Source organism: Pedobacter sp. MC2016-24 (assembly GCF_015223055.1).
GTDB lineage: Bacteria > Bacteroidota > Bacteroidia > Sphingobacteriales > Sphingobacteriaceae > Pedobacter.
The window spans coordinates 1-19,549 of sequence record NZ_JADFBX010000020.1 but is presented as its reverse complement, the minus strand read 5'-3'; the positions used below and the strand labels follow the sequence as shown (position 1 = coordinate 19,549).

Genomic DNA, 19,549 nt, shown 5'->3' with positions numbered 1-19,549 from the left:
ATTATGAGTGAGAAGAAGTTTACCACCACATCTGGTATCGAAATTAAAGAAGTCTATACGGAGGCTAAAACCACAATAGAAGCGCCGGGAGAATTCCCATATACCAGGGGCATTCAAAAAGATATGTACCGTGGGCGGTTATGGACCATGCGTCAGTACGCTGGCTTTTCTACTGCCGAAGAATCAAACAAGAGATATCACTACTTGCTCAAGCAGGGAACCATGGGACTTTCCGTTGCGTTTGATTTACCAACCCAGATTGGCTATGACTCAGATCATGAAATGGCAGAGGGTGAAGTAGGTAAGGTTGGTGTGGCTATAGATTCGCTCAAAGATATTGAGATTTTATTTGATGGCATTGAGTTGCAGAAAATCACGACATCGATGACCATCAATGCTACAGCTTCCATTTTGCTGGCCATGTATATTGCCCTTGCCAAAAAGCAGGGCGCAGACATCAGACAGATCTCGGGTACCATTCAAAATGATATTTTAAAAGAATATGCTGCCCGGGGCACCTATATCTATCCGCCTAAATCTTCCATGCGTATCATCACCGATATTTTTGAATATTGCAGTAAGGAAGTACCCAAATGGAACACCATCTCCATTTCCGGATATCACATCCGCGAAGCGGGATCAACAGCAGTGCAGGAACTTGCCTTTACTTTGGCCAATGGTAAGGCCTATTTAAACGCAGCATTGGAAAAAGGATTAGATATCAATGTCTTCGCCAAGCGCTTGTCCTTCTTTTTCAATTGTCACAATAATTTCTTTGAAGAGATCGCCAAGTTCAGGGCGGCCAGACGGATGTGGGCCAGCATCACCAAAAAACTAGGCGCTACAGATGAGAAAGCACAAATGCTGCGTTTTCACACGCAAACAGGTGGTTCAACACTCACTGCACAACAACCATTAAATAATGTCATTCGGGTTACCAATCAGGCCATGGCTGCCGTTTTAGGCGGTACACAGTCTTTACACACCAATGGCTACGACGAGGCGCTGTCATTACCTACAGAAGCTGCGGCTAAAATAGCCTTGCGTACACAGCAGGTTATTGCTTTTGAAAGTGGGGTAACGGATACAGTTGATCCTTTGGCGGGATCCTATTTTGTAGAAACTTTAACAGATGAGATCGAAGCTGCCGCACAATTGTATATTGATAAAATTGATGTAATGGGCGGATCTGTCCAGGCGATAGAAAACGGTTACATTCAAAATGAAATTGCCAAAGCCGCCTATGAATACCAGGTGGAAATAGAAAATGCCAGCAGGATCATTGTTGGTGTAAATAAATTTACTCAGGAAAAAGAAGGCATCAATGACGTATTTACCATCGACGAATCCATCAGGACCATACAAACAGAAAAACTTCAGCAACTGAAAGCTGAACGTGATGCTGAAGCTGTGGCCAAAGCACTCCATGACTTGACTGTTGCTGCCAAAGGAACCGCCAATTTAATGCCTTTTATTTTAGCTGCTGTGGAGGTTTATGCCACCCTGGGCGAAATAGCCGACATCTTGCGTGATGTTTTTGGAGAATATTAAAAATCGATGTTAAAAAATAGTTATCAACACAATAAATTGAGGTTAACTAGGGTATTCTGTTGCTGTTTAGTTACTTACCAAATAAGTTAAAATTAAGTTTTATTTGTTGATAATTTTTTGAATATTCGATCTCTCGAAAGAGCTATTTTTTTAAGCCTCTATCGCTATTGTAAACCAAGAAATTGTAGAATCCCTATGGAAAAAACTTGTACAGAAGTGTGGAAAAACTGTCTCCAAATTATCAAGGATAACATTCCAGCCCAAAGCTTTAAAACCTGGTTCGAACCGATTTCTGCTTTAAAGTTAGAAGGTAACATTTTAACGATACAAGTACCTAGTTTGTTTTTCTACGAATGGTTGGAAGAACACTATGTTGGTTTACTCAGAAAAACGGTAAAAAAGCAACTGGGAGACGAGGGACGGTTGGAATATAATATTGTGGTAGATAAGTCTTCGAATTCTGGTTCTCCTTATACCACCAATATGCCCAGCAATGGAAACGGGGCAGAAGCCAAAAGGCAGTCCATGCCCATTCCAGTGTCGATCAATAAAGACATCAAAAATCCTTTCATCATTCCCGGCTTAAAAAAGCTAAATGTAGATCCTCAGCTCAACTCCAATTACACCTTTGAAAATTATATAGAAGGTGATTGTAACCGATTGGCCCGATCTGCCGGCTATGCTGTTGCAGCTAAGCCTGGAGGGACTTCATTTAACCCGCTGATGATATATGGTGGCGTGGGACTGGGCAAAACGCACCTGGCCCAGGCTATAGGAAATGAAATCAAAAGAAGCATGCCGGATAAACTGGTCATTTATGTTTCCTGCGAGAAATTCTGCCAGCAATTTGTGGATTCCCTGAAAAACAATACCATCAACGATTTTGTGAATTTTTATCAGGCCATGGATGTGATCATCATGGATGATGTGCATAATTTTGCTGGTAAAGAGAAAACACAGGACATCTTCTTCCATATCTTTAACCATTTACACCAGTCGGGCAAACAAGTCATCCTGACTTCGGACAAATCGCCTAAAGATCTGGCTGGCTTAGAAGAGCGTTTACTAAGTCGTTTCAAATGGGGACTTTCGGCAGATCTGCAAATCCCTGATCTGGAAACCAGAATTGCGATCCTCCGTAAAAAGATGTATGCCGATGGTATTGAACTGCCAGAAGAGGTAGTCGAGTATGTGGCTAATAATATTGACAACAACGTACGTGAACTGGAAGGTGCGATGGTCTCTTTGCTTGCGCAGTCAACACTCAATAAAAAAGACATTGATCTGGGGCTTGCCAAACAAATGCTGAAAAACTTTATTAAAAATACTTCCAAAGAAATCTCGATGGAATACATTCAGAAACTGGTTTGTGAATATTTTGAAGTTCCGGCAGATATGGTTAAATCGCAAACACGGAAACGCGAAATTGTACAGGCAAGACAAATTTCAATGTACCTTTCTAAAAGCCATACCAAGTCTTCTTTAAAAACTATCGGCGCCTTTTTTGGTGGCAGAGACCATTCTACTGTGATTTACGCCTGCCAGACTGTAGAAGATCTGATCGATACAGATAAGAAATTTAAAGGTTATGTGCATGACATTCAGAAGAAATTGAAAATGAGTTAACCTATAGGTTGTAACCAAAAAAGGGATGTTAAGCCAAACTTAACATCCCTTTTTTGGTTATTGAATTGCCTGCTTTAAGCCTGCTTCAACCTGAGCAAGCCGTAAAATAGGGCAGCGGCATGTAAAGCCTGATCTATTTTGTTTTCATTTAAAAGCTGCTCCACCTCTTCGATGGTATAGCTTGCTACATTCAGTATTTCATGTTCATCCAGGTGCTGTTCCTGTGTTTTGATACCGCCCTTTAATAAATACGTATAGGTGACATTATTGGCTGTAGCAGGATTTGGATAAAGGGTGGCGATGAGTTCTGCGCTGTCAAATGTATAGCCGGTTTCTTCCAGCAGTTCTCTTCTGATTGCAAACTCCGGGCTTTCATTGCCGTCCATTACACCTCCTGGAACCTCCAGTGAGATGATGTCGCCTGCGTGCCTGTACTGTGTAACCAATAATATTTTATTGTCCTGGGTCAGGGCAATGGCATTTACCCAATTTGGATATTCAAGCACATAGTAATCATCTTTGATCTGACCGTTCCTCAGGTCACAGGTGTCTACCCGTAAAGTGGCCCATTTTTCTTTCACCAGGTATTCAGATGAGAGTGTTTTCCATTTTAATATTTCCATGTATGCTTAAATTACCAGCTTCCGCTGCTGCCACCACCACCAAAACTACCACCGCCAAAACCACCAAAGCCTCCGCCGCCACTACTGCCACCGCCGAATCCGCCACCGCGACCGCCTCTTCCGCCACCAAGTAACATACTCCAGAAAAGGGCATCGGCAACACCACGGCCACCCATAACCTGTCCGCCGCCGCCACTGCCACCACCTCTTCTCAGAATGATAATGATGACAATGATGATGAGTATAATCACGAAAACGCCAGGTAAACCTGCACCTTCTCTATTTGGCCGGGGTTTGTCATTTTTATATTCGCCCTTGGTATAACCAATAATGGCATCGGTTCCGGCATCCAGGCCTTTGAAGTAATTGCCCGTTTTAAAAAAAGGTTTAATGTCCTCTTCAATGATGCGCTTGGCATACATGTCGGGCAATGCACCCTCAACGCCGTAACCCGTTTGAATGGATATCTTCCGGTCGCCCAAAGCCACCAGTACCAGCACGCCATTGTTTTTTCCTTTATTACCAATTCCCCATTTCCTGCCCAATTGAAGTGCATAGTCATTGATGTCGTAATCTCCGACTGATTTGAGCATAATTACAGCAATCTGGGTTGAGGTCGAATCGTCAAAAGCGACAAGTTTCCGCTCCAGTTGGGCGGTTTGATCGGCCGTCAGTGTACCGGTATAATCGTTTACCAGACGGTTTGATTGCGCCGGAAAATCCTGACCATAACCAGCAAAGGCATAAAGTGTACATAAAAATATAGCTATGATTGATTTTCTCATAGCTATACTGTTTTTTGTTGATCCATAAATACAATGTCATTCGGCAGCTCATTGATGTCTCCTGATTCGAATGGGAAAAATGTTGCCATCCTTTCAGCGGCCAATACAATACCTGCGATAATGCCCTGTACCAGGTTACCGCCTGCAAAATGCGCTTTCATTGCAATATGTGTCGTTTCCCAGAAATTCTCCGGAACAACTTTATGAATTCCGCTATCTCCAATAATTGCAAACTTATGGTCTTCGTAGGCCAGGTATATCAAAACGCCGTTGTGTTTGGCCGTTTTATCCATTCCCAGTTTCGCGAAGTAACCCGTAGCCCTTTCAAAAGGATCTCCTTCGCAGTGTTTGTCTACTACGATTCTGATCTCTCCTGAAGTTGCTTTTTCAGCTTCGGCAATGGTATTGGTAATTAACTCTTGTTCTTCTTCTGTGAATACCCCCATGATAGATTTAAATTAGAATTCTACCTTTGGTGCTTTTTCTGCTCCGGCTTCTGCTTTGAAACCTTCTTTTTGCTTAAATCCAAACATGCCAGATGTCAGGTTAGTAGGGAACGACCTGATTTTGGTGTTGTAAGTCTGGATTGCTTCGTTAAAATCTTTACGGGCCACCGCAATTCTGTTTTCTGTACCTGCAAGCTCTGCCGATACATCTCTGAATTGTGCAGTTGCGGTTAAAGTTGGGTAGTTTTCTGTAACCATTAACAATCTGCCCAGAGCCTGGCTCACCTGGCCCTGTGCTGCCTGGTACTTTTCGATGTTTTCCGGTGTTAATTTATCGGGGTCTATAGTGATCTGGGTTGCTTTTGCACGTGCTTCCACAACCTGGGTTAAAGTACTTTGCTCAAATTTAGCAGCACCCTTTACGGTGTTGACCAAATTAGGAATTAAATCAGAACGACGTTGATATTGTGTCTCTACCTGGTTCCACTTTGCTTTTACATCCTCATCCAGCCTTACCATGTCGTTGTAGCCACATCCGCTGAATAAGACGCCTAAAAATAGAATGCCTAAGATTCCTAATACTGTTCTTTTCATAGTTTTTATTTATTAGTATAAGTTAATATTGTACTTAACATTGTTCGTTTTCACAAGTGTTAATTTACACATTAGAACTCAATTTCCGTACCTTTGTTACGATTCAGGATAAAAACCTGACAAGGTTTATGCAAAAAGATATAGAAATTACACTGGCTCCAGAAATTGTGGAGTCTGAGCCAGCCATCCGGAAAAAGCTCTCCAATGCCCTAAACATAGACGCAAAGCGGATTAACAGCTATCAGATCCTGAAAAGATCGATCGATGCCCGCTCCAGAAATGTAATCTATAAGGCGTAATTTCTTAATTTTTGGAATAGAAAAGAACTGACATAATTGCTAGTGATTACCTGTCAAAAGTAGCCAAAATCGATTAAAATAGTAAACTTTTGATACCTTTTTTGAGCCAATTTTGATACCCTTTTTTTTGATTGAAAAATATTGTGTAATTGATTTATATTCAATTGATTAATTGGTTCGATTACGTGTTTCGGTAAATAAATCATTACCGTTACTGATATTTTGATCGGTGATAAATTCCCGAAAGGTTTGATATAATAAACGGCTAATGTTGATCGCAATCTTTCGTTTATTAGAAACATTTTGTATCTACGTGGTAGATAATTGCTCCAAGAACCTGCTTGCATCTACATCCAATGCGTTCGCGATGTCAAATGTTATCAAAACATTCGCATTGACAATCCCTCTTTCCATTCTGCTAAGCTGGGAATAATCAACATTAATTATGTCACATTTACAAGAATATTGATTGAGTTAAGATTCCTATCAATATGCATTTCATTCAAATAATTGATCTAAAGTTACTTCTAAGGCTTTGGCTATTGTATGTGCGGTACTAATCGAACAATTAACAATTCCACGCTCAATGGTGCTGATAGCTCCGTATTCTACGTCACATAATCCAGCTAATTGAATCATTGTTAAATTTTTGGTAATACGATATTTCCGAACATTTTGGCCGAATGTTTTAATCAATTTATCGTTACGTGGATTCTTTGTGGCCATGTCTAGCAAAATTTCGGATAAAATATTTTGCATCGTGTACGACATGTAGTACATTTACATTTAATGTTACAACTGAAAATTATATGATATTAATAATTTCGGATTCGACTCAACTTGACACAGTGATCAAGGATCCAAATGAGAACGCGGGATACAGATTTCAAAGTATACAATAGGGGTATCCAGCATATTACATTTTTCAAATTTTTTGATTTAAAACTATTGGGTTCTTGCTTAAAGAATAGCAGGAATAGACTCGACGTAGGACTATTTAACAAAGAAATTAATCTTAATTAACAAATCTTAAATAACGATGAAACGAACACAAATTACAGTTGCATTATGTATATGCATTTTAACGCTTTCCTCAGTCGTAAAGGCACAAAATCTTCAAACATATAGTGGGGCATATCGGGTAGGGTTGGGGCTTGGTGGACTTGGTAAAGCAACATATTCATACTACACGAATAAATCCAATTCGAATCGAGTGAAGCATGGTGCGTTTAGTTATGTTCTCAATGAGAGAAATGACATAGCAGGTACGTTTTCAAAAAAAGCAAGTGGATTTTTTAAAAATGGGAATAAAGATGGGATTTGGAATTATTCTTTAAATTACCTTGACTACGCAAGGGCAGATTTTAGTGATTTGGTGAACGTAACCGGTCAAGTCACACTTACAGCGTCTTATTTGAACGGATTACCAAATGGAATTTGGAAATATCGTAAAGTACTTTCCAATCGCGATAAACGGTATTTCTTTGGTAAGTTAATCGTTGGTCCGTATCAACCTTTTAGAGATATCGAAGTTTCAATTTCATTTAAGGATGGCAAATTTGCAGGCCCGATCAAGATAAAAACTTCAACAAGAACGATTACCGGAAATTTTGATACAAATGGTTATTGTGATGGTCAATGGGTTGTGAATACTGATGTGAATCAAGAAACTACCGATTACAAACATGGGCTTGTGATTAACCGAGTAAACAGATCAATGCCAAATGGTGAAATTTTGGAAAAGGAAGTTGATGATGAAGCCCTAAAATCTTTAAAAATCAATTTTGCTTCAGGTAAGATAGATTTATCCGAATTAAAAAATGCCGGATATACGACTAATGAAACAAATGTTTTTTCCAACAAGTTATTGGATTTTAAAGAAACCATCTTCAATAACACTGACTTCATGTATTCAACTATTTTAGGTGATAAATTGATAGAACGTGAAGGTGATGGTATTTCTGTACAATATAATGGGGGCTACATGAGGCGCTTAAAGCCTTTTGAATTTATCAATCTTAAGAGCGAACAAGATTATATTGATGCAGAACATTCATTTCAGGCGAATAATTTTGACCGTGCCAAATTGTTGTACGAAAAGGTACTAAAAGAACATGAAAATGTGGTTCGGCCAATCGAATTAACGGATATCAATAGCAAATTAGAAAAAATAGATTCGATAGAAATTTCAAAAGTAAGAAACGAAAAACTTGCATCTCTAACATATCTACCTTGGGATCCTAAAACCGGTTTTACATTATCCGATACAAATAGTGAAATTTTTATGAAAAAGATGTATGGTAATTATAATTCCGAATCGAAGAATTCGACGTTTCAATGTAAAGACTTAACAATTCTTAAAGCCTTTTCCTTAACTGAAACCTCGTATTTTTCGTCTAAAGTAGTGTGTATGGGTACGGCCAATGTTAAAAATGAAAATTTGTTATATGTGCTTTTGGCCGTTGCACCCACGAATGGCGAAGATGATAGATTCGGGGATGCGCCTAAAATGATGCTATTTACGTTTCAAAAGGAAATTGATCACTATAATCTTAAAGACTATGTCTTTTCTCCACTGGACTATATTGGATTTGAAGCTAAACTCGTAAATATTGGTACTGGCATTGGTTTTTTGGTTACCACTAGTGATTACGGTCACGGGGAAGGTACTTATTCATATGAAATTTTCTGTTACGACTGTAATTCATTATCTAAAGTACTGAATATAGTTGATTTCGCTGGAGACAATAGTGGTAATTATGGTAAGTTGGGCCGTTATGAATATGATAGCAAATTGAAATTTATAAATACGGGCAAAGCATTTTACGATATTCATGTATCGAAAACAGGCACAATCATGCGAAATAAAAAAATTGTTACAATTAATCAATCTAGTACCTATTCATACAAGAACGGAAAATACATAAAGTCTATTCAATAGGTCGTAATATAATGGCGGCGGCTTAAGGGAACCAAGTATAAAAGATAGTTATTATTTTGTTTACACCTTCCGGTGCATATATTAAGTTTCGGAAGGTGTATACCTATTAATAATTGATTTATGCTATATAATGGCAAAGATCTTATGGATTACCACTTTATGTGATTCTTTCACTTGAATCGCATCTCCGTTGTCCATGTGCACTGTACAGCCGCTTAGGGTTGGTGTAACTGCGCATATTTTTGTACAGTTGATGTAGACTTTTACTTTACCGGTCAATTGAATATATCTGTCCATTAGCATATATATTACCGGTTGATTTATTCCGATTACAATTATCAAATGCTTTTGGATGAGTGTTTTAGTATTTAGGCGTTAAAATTGGTATATTCTCCATTGTTCACATGAATTTATTTTACAATGATAGGTTATTGCAACAAAGCATATCATTTAAGTAATATAGGGAAATAAGAATAATCCATTATGGCAAACCCAGAATTATCATCAATCTCAACATCATTATTTAAACATGCTAATGACTTAGCAAAATCTTTGAACCACCTAACGGAATGTTCATTTAAACAAATTATATCATACGATCTGGATTGTGGTATTCTTCCGGATTTCATTTCCGGCTATCAATCATGCGCAACAGCAACTGGATTTATTAAAGCTATTGAAACCGAAGATGAAAGTAGTCACAGAAATAAACCGGCTTTGTATTGGTTCGAAATCACATCCGATCATACGGCAAATGAAATCTACGAATCAGTAATCCAACTTAAGAAGAACACAAACCGGAATCTACCTGCCCATCACCAGGTGCTTAAAGATGCCAATTCCAATGTACTATATCTTGGGAAGGTTAAGAGCAACTTAGCTGGTCGTATGTTGCTGCATCTTGGGTACAATAGGAGTGCGTCGCCACAAGGCTTGCAGCTATGCCATTGGATAAATAGGGTAGGACTTAAACTGAAATTGAATGTGATTTACCTACCAGAAAATTTAGCGGTACTCGCGAGCGTATTCGAAGTGGAATTAGCCAATGATTTGAACCCAATTTTGGGTAAACATAAATAGCATATAAAAGGTTGGGTTCGTAACCGATCACATGACTTCATAAAATCAAATTTGAAATCACTAGAGAATTGACGTTACGATTGTATCAAAATTAGAAGTGTATCAAATTAAATCTTAAACAGCGATTGATACACTGATAAATGTGTATCAGTAATTATCTTTGATTTAATTTGATACTGTACTGTTTTTTTATATCTTTAAATGTGCAGTAAGCAACTATAATATGGAAAAAGCAATAATCATTTCGAGATGTTCAACAAACGAAACCAAACAAGATGTTACAAGACAATCTTTCGATTTAGATAATAAATACCAAAGCCGGTACCAAATTGTAAGGAATTTCGAATATTATAAATCTGGCTTGTCTAATGATGAACAACTTTCAGAAATTATAAATTATGCAAAAACCAATGGTATAGATCATATTCTTTTTACCGAAGTAAGCCGGGTTGCTCGTCGGGTTATTGAAATTCTTTTATTTATCCAGGATTGCACAAAACACAAAATAAATGTTGTAATTGATAATTACAACATGCACAGCCTAAATGCTGACAAGACGGAAAACACGATAACCAAAACGATGTTGCAAATAGGGGCTGCATTTTCAGAAATGGAATTAAAGCAAACCCAACAAAGGCTTAATAGTGGTCGCTCTAAGTATATTGCAAATGGTGGTCGATTGGGAAGAAATATGGATACTAAAGAAACCAAAGATCAAATTTTGGAAAAACATAAAGATGTTGTAAAGTTCTTGAAACAAGGCCAAAGCATAAGAAATATTATGAAGTTAACAGAAAAAAGTAGCGCTACGGTTCAAAAAGTCAAACAACTTATCGCGGTTAATTTATAACCACTGATTATTGTCAGCTGACTTATTGTTTTATCGGAAAAGGTCTTTTGTAGATTCAATTCATTTGCACATACCGTTCAATAGCTTTTGTTATACCTATATAGCATTTCGACAAAAGCAGCCTTCATTCTATTTTTTTAAATCACTGTTTCATCTTATTTATAACCGTTTGATTATGGTTGGTAATAACCATATCTTAGTGCAATAGCTTAACTAAATTAACATGACTCCAAAAAGTAATCAGAGTAAGTACCATTTTCATAATGTGGTAGTGCTTCTAATCATAAAAATTAGTTACATCGGTTGCGTTCCATTATCATTTCGGTAGAGGAATTGCTTTCTAAAAACATATCTCATCTATTTAGATCTAACAAATGAAAATTAAACATGTTTAAATCATTAAAAATAAATACTTGGCGGCAATATGAAGAAATTGATATTAATTTTCATCCACGTTTAACAATTTTGACAGGGGCCAATGGAGCAGGTAAGACAACTTTACTCAATTTGTTAAATCAGCATTTTGGTTGGCCAACTCAATTAATTGGAACACCAAAAAAAGATAAGAAAACCGGAGGATTAAAATTCTTCTCTGACTTTTGGAAAATTTTAACAGACTTTGAAAAAGACATTAATGGCCAACAGAATATCCAAAACTCAATAGGACAGATTACATACGAAAATGGTGGAATTTGCAGTTTAAGTGTGCCTACAAATGTTGGTTCAGTATACAACGTTAGTTTACATCCCCAACAAGGGATAAAAGGCCTACATATTCCTTCCCACAGGCCTATTTATAAATATCAGCCCATTCATAATATTTCTACTCAAGCTGTATCGAAAACAACTGCATTTAATTTATATAACCAAACAAAAGTACAGAGATATCAAGGAGGGCATACACAGCATACAGAGAATTATTATATTAAAGAAGCGCTCATTTCTCTTGCGACTTTCGGGTATGGAAATGAAGTGGTCTCAAAAAATGATGAAGCAATTAACATTTTTGAAGGTTTTCAACAAATTTTAAAAAAGGTTTTACCTTTAAAATTAGGTTTTGAGAAGATTGCAATCAGAATTCCAGAAGTTATATTAGTTACAAAATCAGGAGAATTCGCTCTTGATGCGGTCTCAGGTGGAATTGCTTCGATTATAGATTTAGCTTGGCAAATATACATGTTTGATGATACAGTAGATAAATATGTTGTAACATTTGATGAACCCGAAAATCATTTGCATCCGGAAATGCAAAAAACTTTATTGCCAAATTTTCTTGCGGCGTTTCCAAATGCCCAATTTATTATAGCGTCTCATAATCCATTCATTATCAGTTCAGTTCCTGATTCTAATGTTTATGTTTTAAATTATAATCAAAATAATAGAGTTGAATCGTTGCTCCTAGAGAATATCGAAAAATCGGGAAGTGCGAATGATATATTAAGAGAGGTTTTGGGAATCGAGACTACTATGCCAGATTGGGTAGATGCGAAAATTGAAGCTATTATTTCAAGATATTCTGAAATTGGAATTACGACTGAGAACTTGTCTGCATTCAAATCAGAATTAAAAACAGTGGGACTAGAAAAATATGTTTCAACATCAGTGGCTGACCTTTTAGAAAAGAGTAAAAAGAATGATTAAATTATTTAAAACAGCAAAACCACAAGTGTTAATTGATAATGGATCGCAATGGACAATGGCTATAATGCAACATATCACCAATGGAACGAATGTTCCTGAAAATATAAGGGGAAAATATAGGCACGTTGATATTAAAAACCAAGTAATAGTGGAAACCAATGGAAAATGTGCTTATTGTGAAAGTTATGTCACCCATCAATATCCTGGTGATATAGAACATATTATTCCTAAGTCAATTTTTCCTAGACTAACTTTTACTTGGAATAACTTATCGTTTGTATGTTATTGGTGCAATAATCACAAGCGAAATACCATTGATAAGAAGTGCAAACTTTTAAACCCTTATACTGATAATATTGATGAACACTTAAGGGCATTTGGACCTATTGTTATGCACGTTAATAGCAGCAAACGAGGCGAACTTACGCATTTGGAAATCAAACTTAACAGAAAAGAACTAATTGAACGGAGAGTTGAGGCGATAAAAGCACTTCAGAATTTAATTGATAAATACGAAAGAGAAACAATTGTCGGTTTGAAAGAGATTTTGCGACAAGAAATCATTGAAAGTTCTGCAATTGATAAAGAATTTTCTTTATACCTTAACCAATATTTAACTGATCGAGGAATAGTTTAGACAAATGTGCGAACGGTAGATGGCTAAAAAATTGTGCCATGCTCATTTTTATTACTAAACTATATCAACTGCTTGAAGAATTATAGCAGGTAGCAACCCGATTGTTGCCACCATGCGGATTATTCGATGTTCGTTGTTTGAATTATATGTAAAGTTGAATATTAAAAAAATAGATTATTCATCACCGCTATCTCCAATTAAGTCCGGCTCTTCGATCAAAGCTTGCGCTGTTAAGGTATTGACATCCATATCAGTCATTAGCTGTAGTAACTTATTGTCAGTTGAATCTTTGTTAATCTTCGATTGAACGCCTCTATATGTCTTTATTTCTAACTTATTTTCTTCATTCCGGCCGGCCACATAATTTTTAACATTTTTCCACCTTTTTTTAACTGTTTTGACGTTTAGACCTAGAGAAGATTTAACAGAATTGATTGTTATTTTTCCGTTGTGTTCAAAGCTCCAATCTTCAATACAATCGTATATTTTTCGGGTGTATAAATCATTATAATGGATTCTTTGTCGTTCGCCCCTTAAATTCTGTTTTTCAACTTTTGTCAATCCATATTTTGGATTAAATATTAATGACCTGTATGTTATTTTAGGTGTTAAACTTCCTTCATTTTCTTGCTTCAAAATTGAGTTAACAAGATTTTCAATGTATACCCATGGCAATGGTTCCTTGGCTATTGACAAATTGACAAACTTAGCAGAACTGCATATTTGCTTTCCATCTGCAAGGGGATTAAGGCACACCAAATTCCTTACGTAATTGCTCATATATCTTTTTCTGCCATCAATAAGTAGGCTAAATGGCTTACTGCAGTACACATATTCTAATGATCCATTAACCCAATCTTCAATAAAAGCATTTCCATTAAAATCAAAATCATCAATGTTGTTATACCGCAACTTATAAAAGAGACCAAGGGTCACATTATGTTCTTCCTTTTTTTTATTAATAGGATCCGTGGGCTCTTTTTCTGGTATATTAGTTTTAGCGGTGGAATATACAAATGAATTATAGTTCGTAAAAATATTAGGATCATGTGATTGAATTGATTGTTGACCTATTCTTTTAGCATTTAAATCACATTCACTATTAATTTTTAGGTCCTCAACTATGGATAGATATGTTGCATCGTAATTCTTAAGGGTTAAATGATCTACTCTTACCAGAATACAATAACCTAATCCACCGATTGATTTGTAAAAACTAAATATTTTATTTTTATCCAATCGCTCCGGATTAAAATCGGATGAGTCAATATCTATGTACATTAAGCCAGTGCCACGAATGAAATTTTCATTTTTTCGGGAGCCAGAAAACAATGCACTATACGTTACTGTTGGAATGGATAGCTTTACAGCATCATATTTTTCTTTTGATGTAAATTTAACTTTTTCATTATCAGTATTAATATATTGATATTTGAATACCCTGGCTTCTTCAATTTTTATTAATATCTCCTTTGGTGGACATTTAATTCTTTCGAGATGGTCTTCAATAGATATTGTGTCATTTACTGCTGGCGACGTTACGTTTGTGTAGGTGTTGACTTGGATTTGCTTCATGGAATCTTGAATAAATAAATAATTCTTTATTTCCATGTATGCCAAAAAATGAAAAAGTTTTAAAGCATTTTCATTTACCTACAATGACTAATTGAAAATGGTAACCGCTAAAAATCCAAAAAACATTTTGGTTCTTAGACCACATATTCCATTCTTTATAGAATATTACATTGAGAAAAAAAAAGTTGCTATTTCTTATCGATTACAGAATCACTATTGTTCGGTCGAAAATCAATACCACATTTTAAAAATGAAAAATGTGGTATTGATTTTAATCAAAAATAGTATCTTGACCGGTTACAATTGCAAATTTTCATAACCCGCAACCAATTTATTATATAAAGTAATATAATCGTAAGATATTTTTTCAAAACAGAGGTTTAGTTACATATGATTGGCATTTCTTTTTTACATGAAGCGCCAATTCTGTTGACAATTCCTGGTTAGATCCAGCACTGGGATCTAGTGTTGTAGTAAGATTTTTACAATTGTAAACGCGTAATATCGCTTGCGGTTGACCCGGTACATTTATTGCATATTGCGTCATTTTTTCAAATTGTGTAGGGCTGAATTTCGTATTAGTAGCGAACGACCTAATAGCGCCATTAATTCTTGTTGTATCTAGATTTAATTCTGTTAATTCCATATGTTGTTTTTTTAATTTTTGTTTTTTGAAATATTTTTTGTTAAAAAAATGTGGCTATTAATCTGGTTGACCATCATTATTACAGTATATTCATTGATTTAGTTAAATTATTAACACGGGTGCAATTATTCTGCATAACGTATTATAAGAGGGGTAATTATGATTGCCATCAGGAAATTCGTAACAAATCGTTGAAGTTGGAAATTGATGATCATCAACTCTGAATTAGGTCGGTCGGGTGGTTGAATTTTTACCCGGTCTGTTGTCATATTTACATCCATAATGGTTATTAGTTGAAATGGATCTTCTTCTTTAGCTTCACCATAATTCTTGATAAAGCTTGCATTTTTAATTTTTTTCATTTTTAAATTGTTACTCCCTTATATAGTGCTGAATTTGAAAAAGTTTCATTTTTGTGAAAAAAAGAAGCGGCTTTATTGCTTTGTAATGACATGGTGATTGCCTTTTGGTAAGATGTTAAAGCAAACATGAACACTTATGTTTCGATGGCTTTATAAAATTCGTTTAGGAAAAAAAATCTGATCCAGAAAATTAGACTACGGAATTTGATGTAATTGATTCAACAATGTTTCAATTTTCCGGAACCATAAAACAATAAAATGATTCACAAATCAAATTAATTGTTACGTTTGTTTGGAGAGCGTTAATTTGGGGTTGTGTCGGAAGGTACAGCCACTTTGTTATTTAAAATCAAAGGATGAGAACCATAATTGATGGTTTGGTGTAACATCAATCGTTTGCCGCATGGATAGATAAGCAGATGTTGACTAGATATCGAATTTCAAAACGCGTTCTTTTTCCTGGTGTTGATGCTTCAAATAGAAGTCTTTCAAATCTCTTAAATACACTTCCGTTGTTTTACTTAGGGTGTGACCGTTTTTTGATTGGACTTCTGCAAATGACAACCCTTCATATACAATTTCATGAACGTTTGCTGTATGTTTCAGATTGTACTTATTGAATCTCTTATCAATTCCTAGGTCGGCAAGCATCGTTTTGAAGCTGTAAGTCATGTTTTTGTGGTTATACATTCTTTCGCCCACATATCCAATTCTGGCATTCCCATGGTAGCTGAACAGATGTTTATCTTTTATCGCTTCATCATCGAAATCGATATTAAGTAAGCAAAGGTGGTTATAGATTGGGGCATCCAATGGAATTTTTCTTGCAATTCTGGTTTTGCTTTTAGCTGCTTTAAGATGAATCATCCGTGTTTCCATGTCAATATCTTTTATTTCCAACCTGCAAAGTTCTATTGGTCTTAAGTGAGTGTAGTAAATCATCAATAAGAACGTTAAGTAAGGTGGTCGACGATGCTTTTTTGTATATTCTATAATGGCCTGCAGTTGTTCGATCGTGAACACTGTGCTATTGTCTTGATATTCTCTTTTGTGATCATATCCCAATTTTATAGATTTCATTGGGTTAAAACTTAAAACCCTTTTTTTTGAATACCAGAAATCCAATACTGCACCTAGGCGTTCTTTATATTCTTTTATGGTAAATTTTGATAATGGTTTTTGAAACATTGGTGATATGTAACTTTTTATATAGATAATGTAATCTTCTATTAGCTCACCGTCTATACAATCCAAAAGAATATTCGATCTATTGATATTGGATAGGTACTTCTTAAAAAATGTGATGCCTAATTCGTAATTGGTTATTGTTTTTTCTGACACAAATTGTTTACGGTTTTCAATGTATACGGTCGCGGCTTGATTAAATGATGGCATTAACGGTTTTTTATTGATTTCATTGAAATCTTTACCATCATATACTTTAGTAGTCAATAGGTCATGAACTGCATTGTACATATTCTTAATGCGTTTCTCAACTTCTTTAGCGGTAATTCCGGCTTTATTAAGCCCGGTTTTATATTTTACTTGTTTGCGCTTTCCATTTTGTGTGAAATAGAAATACACATAATGTACTTTTCCAACATTAATATGTACGTGAGAACAATTTGGATTTAATGGATAAGGTTTAATTACCATAAACTTTTGATACCTTTTTAGTGGGTTATAAAATTTGTTAATTCGTAACCACCTAGCAGATAGTGTTTATTCTTATATTCCGTACCTTTGTTACGATTCAGGATAAAAACCTGACAAGGTTTATGCAAAAAGATATAGAAATTACACTGGCTCCAGAAATTGTGGAGTCTGAGCCAGCCATCCGGAAAAAGCTCTCCAATGCCCTAAACATAGACGCAAAGCGGATTAACAGCTATCAGATCCTGAAAAGATCGATCGATGCCCGCTCCAGAAATGTAATTTATCGATTACAGATTAAAGTATTTATTGATGAGTCACCTTTGGCAGCTATTTTCAATACCAACTATCAAAATGTCAGTCAGGCCAAACAGGTGATTATTGTAGGTGCAGGCCCGGCGGGTCTATTTGCCGCATTGCAATGCATCGAAATCGGGCTAAAGCCCATTGTACTGGAGCGTGGTAAAGACGTGAAACAACGGCGCAGAGATCTTGCTGCCATCAATAAGGAAGGCTTGGTCAATACAGAATCCAATTACTGCTACGGCGAAGGCGGTGCAGGAACATATTCTGACGGAAAGCTCTACACGCGTTCCAACAAGCGTGGAGATATCAATAAAGTGCTTCAGGCCTTTGTGCAGCATGGTGCGGATGCGGATATTTTAATCGATGCCCGCCCGCATATTGGCACAAATAAACTTCCGCAAATCATCACCGCTATCCGCGAAACCATTTTAAATGCTGGAGGGGAGCTGCGGTTTGAGCAAAAGGTGACTGACCTGCTGATCGATTTTGGTAAAATTAGCGGGGTGCTGATCAATGGCGAAGAAAAATTATTATCGGATGCCGTGATCCTGGCCACCGGACATTCGGCGCGGGATATCTATGAGTTGCTTCATCGCAAAGGAATTTTGGTTGAGGCTAAACCCTTTGCCCTGGGCGTTCGAATTGAACATCCGCAGGCTATTATAGATGCGGCGCAATACCATTGTGATATCCGCAGTGAGTTTTTACCACCAGCATATTATAGCTTGGTGGAGCAGGTAGACAGCAGGGGGGTGTTTTCGTTTTGCATGTGCCCGGGTGGTATCATTGCTCCCTGTGCAACTTACGAGAACGAAATTGTCGTAAACGGTTGGTCGCCCTCCAAACGCAACAACCCGTTTGCCAATTCTGGTACCGTAGTTCAGGTTACTTTAGACGATGTAAAAGGAACTGATCCTTTAAGAATGATGCACTTTCAAGCGGAAATAGAAAAAACTGCTTTTCAATTGGGTGGTGGAAATTTAGTTGCACCTGCTCAGCGTATGGTTGATTTTGTGGAAGGAAGGGTGTCGACAGATTTGCCCAAAAATTCTTACCTGCCAGGAACCAGAAGTGTGATGTTGAAAGAAACCCTTCCGGATTTTGTAGCTTCGAGTTTAAAGAATGCTTTGCCTTTGTTTGGGAAAAAAATGAAAGGATATTATACCAATGAAGCGATATTGGTGGGGGTAGAAAGCCGAAGCTCTTCACCAGTGCGTATCCCGAGGGATAAAGAAAGTTACCAGCATCCTCAGGTAGCGGGTTTATTTCCGTGTGCAGAGGGGGCAGGCTACGCAGGGGGCATCGTGTCTGCTGCGATCGACGGGTTGAATTGTGCAAATGCGATACTCAAGTATATTTAAACATTTACAACAGGCATTTGTTATTCTTCTGATGTTCCTGATAAGAAGTTAAGGAATCTATATAAATAAGAAAGACGTGAAAAAGACATTAATTATAGGTGCTGCACCAAATCCGGAGCGTTATGCTTATCGTGCAGCCCACATGCTGACGGCAAAAGGCCATGACATCGTAAATGTTGGTATCAAGAAAGGAGAGGTTGCAGGTGTAGCCATAGAAAAACCAGGACAAGTTCATCACGATATTGATACGGTAACCTTATATATAGGTCCGCATTTGCAAAATCAGTATTATGATTATATTCTGGATACTAAACCTGCCCGTGTTATTTTTAATCCTGGGACGGAGAATCCTGAATTGGAATCCTTGTTAAAAGCAAATGGCATTGAACCTGTGGAGGCATGTACCCTGGTTTTGCTTTCTATAGGACAATATTAACCCTTTATAAAATTGATGAACCAGCCGTTTTTTTATGGCATAGATTTCAAATCCTGGATTTGACTGCACTGCATTTTGTTAAAGTTTAACTGCCATATAGCGTATACATATAAAAGCCGCATCGTTTAATTACGATG

20 protein-coding genes are annotated in these 19,549 nt (G+C 36.8%); 10 read left to right on the top strand and 10 right to left on the bottom strand.

What is annotated here, in order from left to right; genetic code table 11:
• Nucleotides 1-3: 3 nt before the first annotated feature.
• Nucleotides 4-1,551 (top strand): methylmalonyl-CoA mutase, encoded by a 1,548-nt coding sequence (locus IM797_RS26015; protein ID WP_194130151.1) that lies wholly within the window; start codon nt 4-6, stop codon nt 1,549-1,551.
• Nucleotides 1,552-1,746: 195 nt separating this feature from the next.
• The gene (dnaA, locus tag IM797_RS26010) at nt 1,747-3,177 is read left to right on the top strand and encodes a chromosomal replication initiator protein DnaA (protein WP_194130150.1); all 1,431 of its coding nucleotides are present in this window, start codon (nt 1,747-1,749) and stop codon (nt 3,175-3,177) included.
• A gap of 74 nt (nt 3,178-3,251) precedes the next feature.
• On the opposite strand, the gene IM797_RS26005 is transcribed toward dnaA, so the two are convergent.
• The 4 genes from IM797_RS26005 to IM797_RS25990 are packed head-to-tail and all read right to left on the bottom strand — an operon-like array spanning nt 3,252 to nt 5,625.
• Complete coding sequence (locus tag IM797_RS26005) at nt 3,252-3,800, bottom strand: NUDIX hydrolase (RefSeq protein ID WP_194130149.1); 549 nt, start codon at nt 3,798-3,800, stop codon at nt 3,252-3,254.
• A gap of 11 nt (nt 3,801-3,811) precedes the next feature.
• Complete coding sequence (locus IM797_RS26000; protein ID WP_194130148.1) at nt 3,812-4,585, bottom strand: YgcG family protein; 774 nt, start codon at nt 4,583-4,585, stop codon at nt 3,812-3,814.
• A gap of 2 nt (nt 4,586-4,587) precedes the next feature.
• On the bottom strand, nt 4,588-5,031 hold the full coding sequence (locus IM797_RS25995; protein WP_194130147.1) for a TPM domain-containing protein: 444 nt from the start codon (nt 5,029-5,031) through the stop codon (nt 4,588-4,590).
• A 12-nt stretch (nt 5,032-5,043) separates the two neighbouring features.
• Nucleotides 5,044-5,625, bottom strand: a complete 582-nt coding sequence (locus tag IM797_RS25990; RefSeq protein WP_194130146.1) for a LemA family protein — start codon at nt 5,623-5,625, stop codon at nt 5,044-5,046.
• A 128-nt stretch (nt 5,626-5,753) separates the two neighbouring features.
• On the opposite strand from IM797_RS25990, the gene IM797_RS25985 reads away from it, so the two are divergent.
• A complete protein-coding gene (locus tag IM797_RS25985; RefSeq protein ID WP_194130145.1) occupies nt 5,754-5,924 on the top strand; it encodes a hypothetical protein in 171 nt (56 codons plus the stop codon).
• Nucleotides 5,925-6,422: 498 nt separating this feature from the next.
• Here the strand turns inward: IM797_RS25985 and IM797_RS25980 are convergent, their stop codons facing one another.
• Entirely contained in the window at nt 6,423-6,683 is a 261-nt protein-coding gene (locus IM797_RS25980; protein ID WP_228099136.1) for a helix-turn-helix domain-containing protein, read from the bottom strand.
• A 280-nt stretch (nt 6,684-6,963) separates the two neighbouring features.
• Here IM797_RS25980 and IM797_RS25975 point away from each other — a divergent pair, with 280 nt between their 5' ends.
• Nucleotides 6,964-8,865, top strand: a complete 1,902-nt coding sequence (locus tag IM797_RS25975; protein WP_194130144.1) for a hypothetical protein — start codon at nt 6,964-6,966, stop codon at nt 8,863-8,865.
• Between the two features lie 123 nt (nt 8,866-8,988).
• Here the strand turns inward: IM797_RS25975 and IM797_RS25970 are convergent, their stop codons facing one another.
• Nucleotides 8,989-9,162: a hypothetical protein gene (locus IM797_RS25970; protein WP_194130143.1), complete on the bottom strand. Its 174-nt coding sequence runs from the start codon at nt 9,160-9,162 to the stop codon at nt 8,989-8,991.
• A gap of 186 nt (nt 9,163-9,348) precedes the next feature.
• Here IM797_RS25970 and IM797_RS25965 point away from each other — a divergent pair, with 186 nt between their 5' ends.
• From IM797_RS25965 to IM797_RS25950, 4 genes are all read left to right on the top strand, one after another.
• Nucleotides 9,349-9,945 (top strand): hypothetical protein, encoded by a 597-nt coding sequence (locus tag IM797_RS25965; RefSeq protein WP_194130142.1) that lies wholly within the window; start codon nt 9,349-9,351, stop codon nt 9,943-9,945.
• A gap of 223 nt (nt 9,946-10,168) precedes the next feature.
• Nucleotides 10,169-10,795, top strand: a complete 627-nt coding sequence (locus IM797_RS25960) for a recombinase family protein (protein WP_194130141.1) — start codon at nt 10,169-10,171, stop codon at nt 10,793-10,795.
• Between the two features lie 387 nt (nt 10,796-11,182).
• The gene (locus IM797_RS25955) at nt 11,183-12,436 is read left to right on the top strand and encodes an AAA family ATPase (protein WP_194130140.1); all 1,254 of its coding nucleotides are present in this window, start codon (nt 11,183-11,185) and stop codon (nt 12,434-12,436) included.
• Nucleotides 12,429-13,073, top strand: coding sequence for an HNH endonuclease (locus IM797_RS25950; protein ID WP_194130139.1), 645 nt, complete (start codon nt 12,429-12,431; stop codon nt 13,071-13,073). Before IM797_RS25955 ends, IM797_RS25950 begins: the two co-directional genes overlap by 8 nt.
• 174 nt (nt 13,074-13,247) lie before the next feature.
• On the opposite strand, the gene IM797_RS25945 is transcribed toward IM797_RS25950, so the two are convergent.
• From IM797_RS25945 to IM797_RS25930, 4 genes are all read right to left on the bottom strand, one after another.
• Nucleotides 13,248-14,684, bottom strand: coding sequence for a BT4734/BF3469 family protein (locus IM797_RS25945; protein ID WP_194130138.1), 1,437 nt, complete (start codon nt 14,682-14,684; stop codon nt 13,248-13,250).
• Nucleotides 14,685-15,015: 331 nt separating this feature from the next.
• Entirely contained in the window at nt 15,016-15,294 is a 279-nt protein-coding gene (locus tag IM797_RS25940; protein WP_194130137.1) for a hypothetical protein, read from the bottom strand.
• Between the two features lie 125 nt (nt 15,295-15,419).
• On the bottom strand, nt 15,420-15,656 hold the full coding sequence (locus tag IM797_RS25935; protein WP_194130136.1) for a hypothetical protein: 237 nt from the start codon (nt 15,654-15,656) through the stop codon (nt 15,420-15,422).
• A 426-nt stretch (nt 15,657-16,082) separates the two neighbouring features.
• Entirely contained in the window at nt 16,083-17,312 is a 1,230-nt protein-coding gene (locus tag IM797_RS25930; protein WP_194130135.1) for a tyrosine-type recombinase/integrase, read from the bottom strand.
• Nucleotides 17,313-17,434: 122 nt separating this feature from the next.
• Between IM797_RS25930 and IM797_RS25925 the strand changes: the two genes are divergently transcribed.
• On the top strand, nt 17,435-18,976 hold the full coding sequence (locus tag IM797_RS25925; RefSeq protein ID WP_194130134.1) for an NAD(P)/FAD-dependent oxidoreductase: 1,542 nt from the start codon (nt 17,435-17,437) through the stop codon (nt 18,974-18,976).
• 76 nt (nt 18,977-19,052) lie between these two features.
• Nucleotides 19,053-19,412, top strand: a complete 360-nt coding sequence (locus IM797_RS25920; RefSeq protein WP_194130133.1) for a CoA-binding protein — start codon at nt 19,053-19,055, stop codon at nt 19,410-19,412.
• The last annotated feature ends 137 nt before the right edge of the window (nt 19,413-19,549 follow it).

What these genes read in the sequence shown, in the direction of transcription:
- IM797_RS25930 (WP_194130135.1), bottom strand. Translation starts at nt 17,312, where the DNA reads ATGGTAATTAAACCTTATCCATTAAATCCAAATTGTTCTCACGTACAT.
- IM797_RS26000 (WP_194130148.1), bottom strand. Translation starts at nt 4,585, where the DNA reads ATGAGAAAATCAATCATAGCTATATTTTTATGTACACTTTATGCCTTT.
- IM797_RS25970 (WP_194130143.1), bottom strand. Translation starts at nt 9,162, where the DNA reads ATGGACAGATATATTCAATTGACCGGTAAAGTAAAAGTCTACATCAAC.
- IM797_RS25940 (WP_194130137.1), bottom strand. Translation starts at nt 15,294, where the DNA reads ATGGAATTAACAGAATTAAATCTAGATACAACAAGAATTAATGGCGCT.
- IM797_RS25935 (WP_194130136.1), bottom strand. Translation starts at nt 15,656, where the DNA reads ATGAAAAAAATTAAAAATGCAAGCTTTATCAAGAATTATGGTGAAGCT.
- IM797_RS25965 (WP_194130142.1), top strand. Translation starts at nt 9,349, where the DNA reads ATGGCAAACCCAGAATTATCATCAATCTCAACATCATTATTTAAACAT.
- IM797_RS25980 (WP_228099136.1), bottom strand. Translation starts at nt 6,683, where the DNA reads ATGCAAAATATTTTATCCGAAATTTTGCTAGACATGGCCACAAAGAAT.
- IM797_RS25990 (WP_194130146.1), bottom strand. Translation starts at nt 5,625, where the DNA reads ATGAAAAGAACAGTATTAGGAATCTTAGGCATTCTATTTTTAGGCGTC.
- IM797_RS25950 (WP_194130139.1), top strand. Translation starts at nt 12,429, where the DNA reads ATGATTAAATTATTTAAAACAGCAAAACCACAAGTGTTAATTGATAAT.
- IM797_RS25925 (WP_194130134.1), top strand. Translation starts at nt 17,435, where the DNA reads ATGCAAAAAGATATAGAAATTACACTGGCTCCAGAAATTGTGGAGTCT.
- IM797_RS26015 (WP_194130151.1), top strand. Translation starts at nt 4, where the DNA reads ATGAGTGAGAAGAAGTTTACCACCACATCTGGTATCGAAATTAAAGAA.
- dnaA (WP_194130150.1), top strand. Translation starts at nt 1,747, where the DNA reads ATGGAAAAAACTTGTACAGAAGTGTGGAAAAACTGTCTCCAAATTATC.
- IM797_RS25960 (WP_194130141.1), top strand. Translation starts at nt 10,169, where the DNA reads ATGGAAAAAGCAATAATCATTTCGAGATGTTCAACAAACGAAACCAAA.
- IM797_RS25975 (WP_194130144.1), top strand. Translation starts at nt 6,964, where the DNA reads ATGAAACGAACACAAATTACAGTTGCATTATGTATATGCATTTTAACG.
- IM797_RS26005 (WP_194130149.1), bottom strand. Translation starts at nt 3,800, where the DNA reads ATGGAAATATTAAAATGGAAAACACTCTCATCTGAATACCTGGTGAAA.
- IM797_RS25955 (WP_194130140.1), top strand. Translation starts at nt 11,183, where the DNA reads ATGTTTAAATCATTAAAAATAAATACTTGGCGGCAATATGAAGAAATT.
- IM797_RS25995 (WP_194130147.1), bottom strand. Translation starts at nt 5,031, where the DNA reads ATGGGGGTATTCACAGAAGAAGAACAAGAGTTAATTACCAATACCATT.
- IM797_RS25945 (WP_194130138.1), bottom strand. Translation starts at nt 14,684, where the DNA reads ATGGAAATAAAGAATTATTTATTTATTCAAGATTCCATGAAGCAAATC.
- IM797_RS25985 (WP_194130145.1), top strand. Translation starts at nt 5,754, where the DNA reads ATGCAAAAAGATATAGAAATTACACTGGCTCCAGAAATTGTGGAGTCT.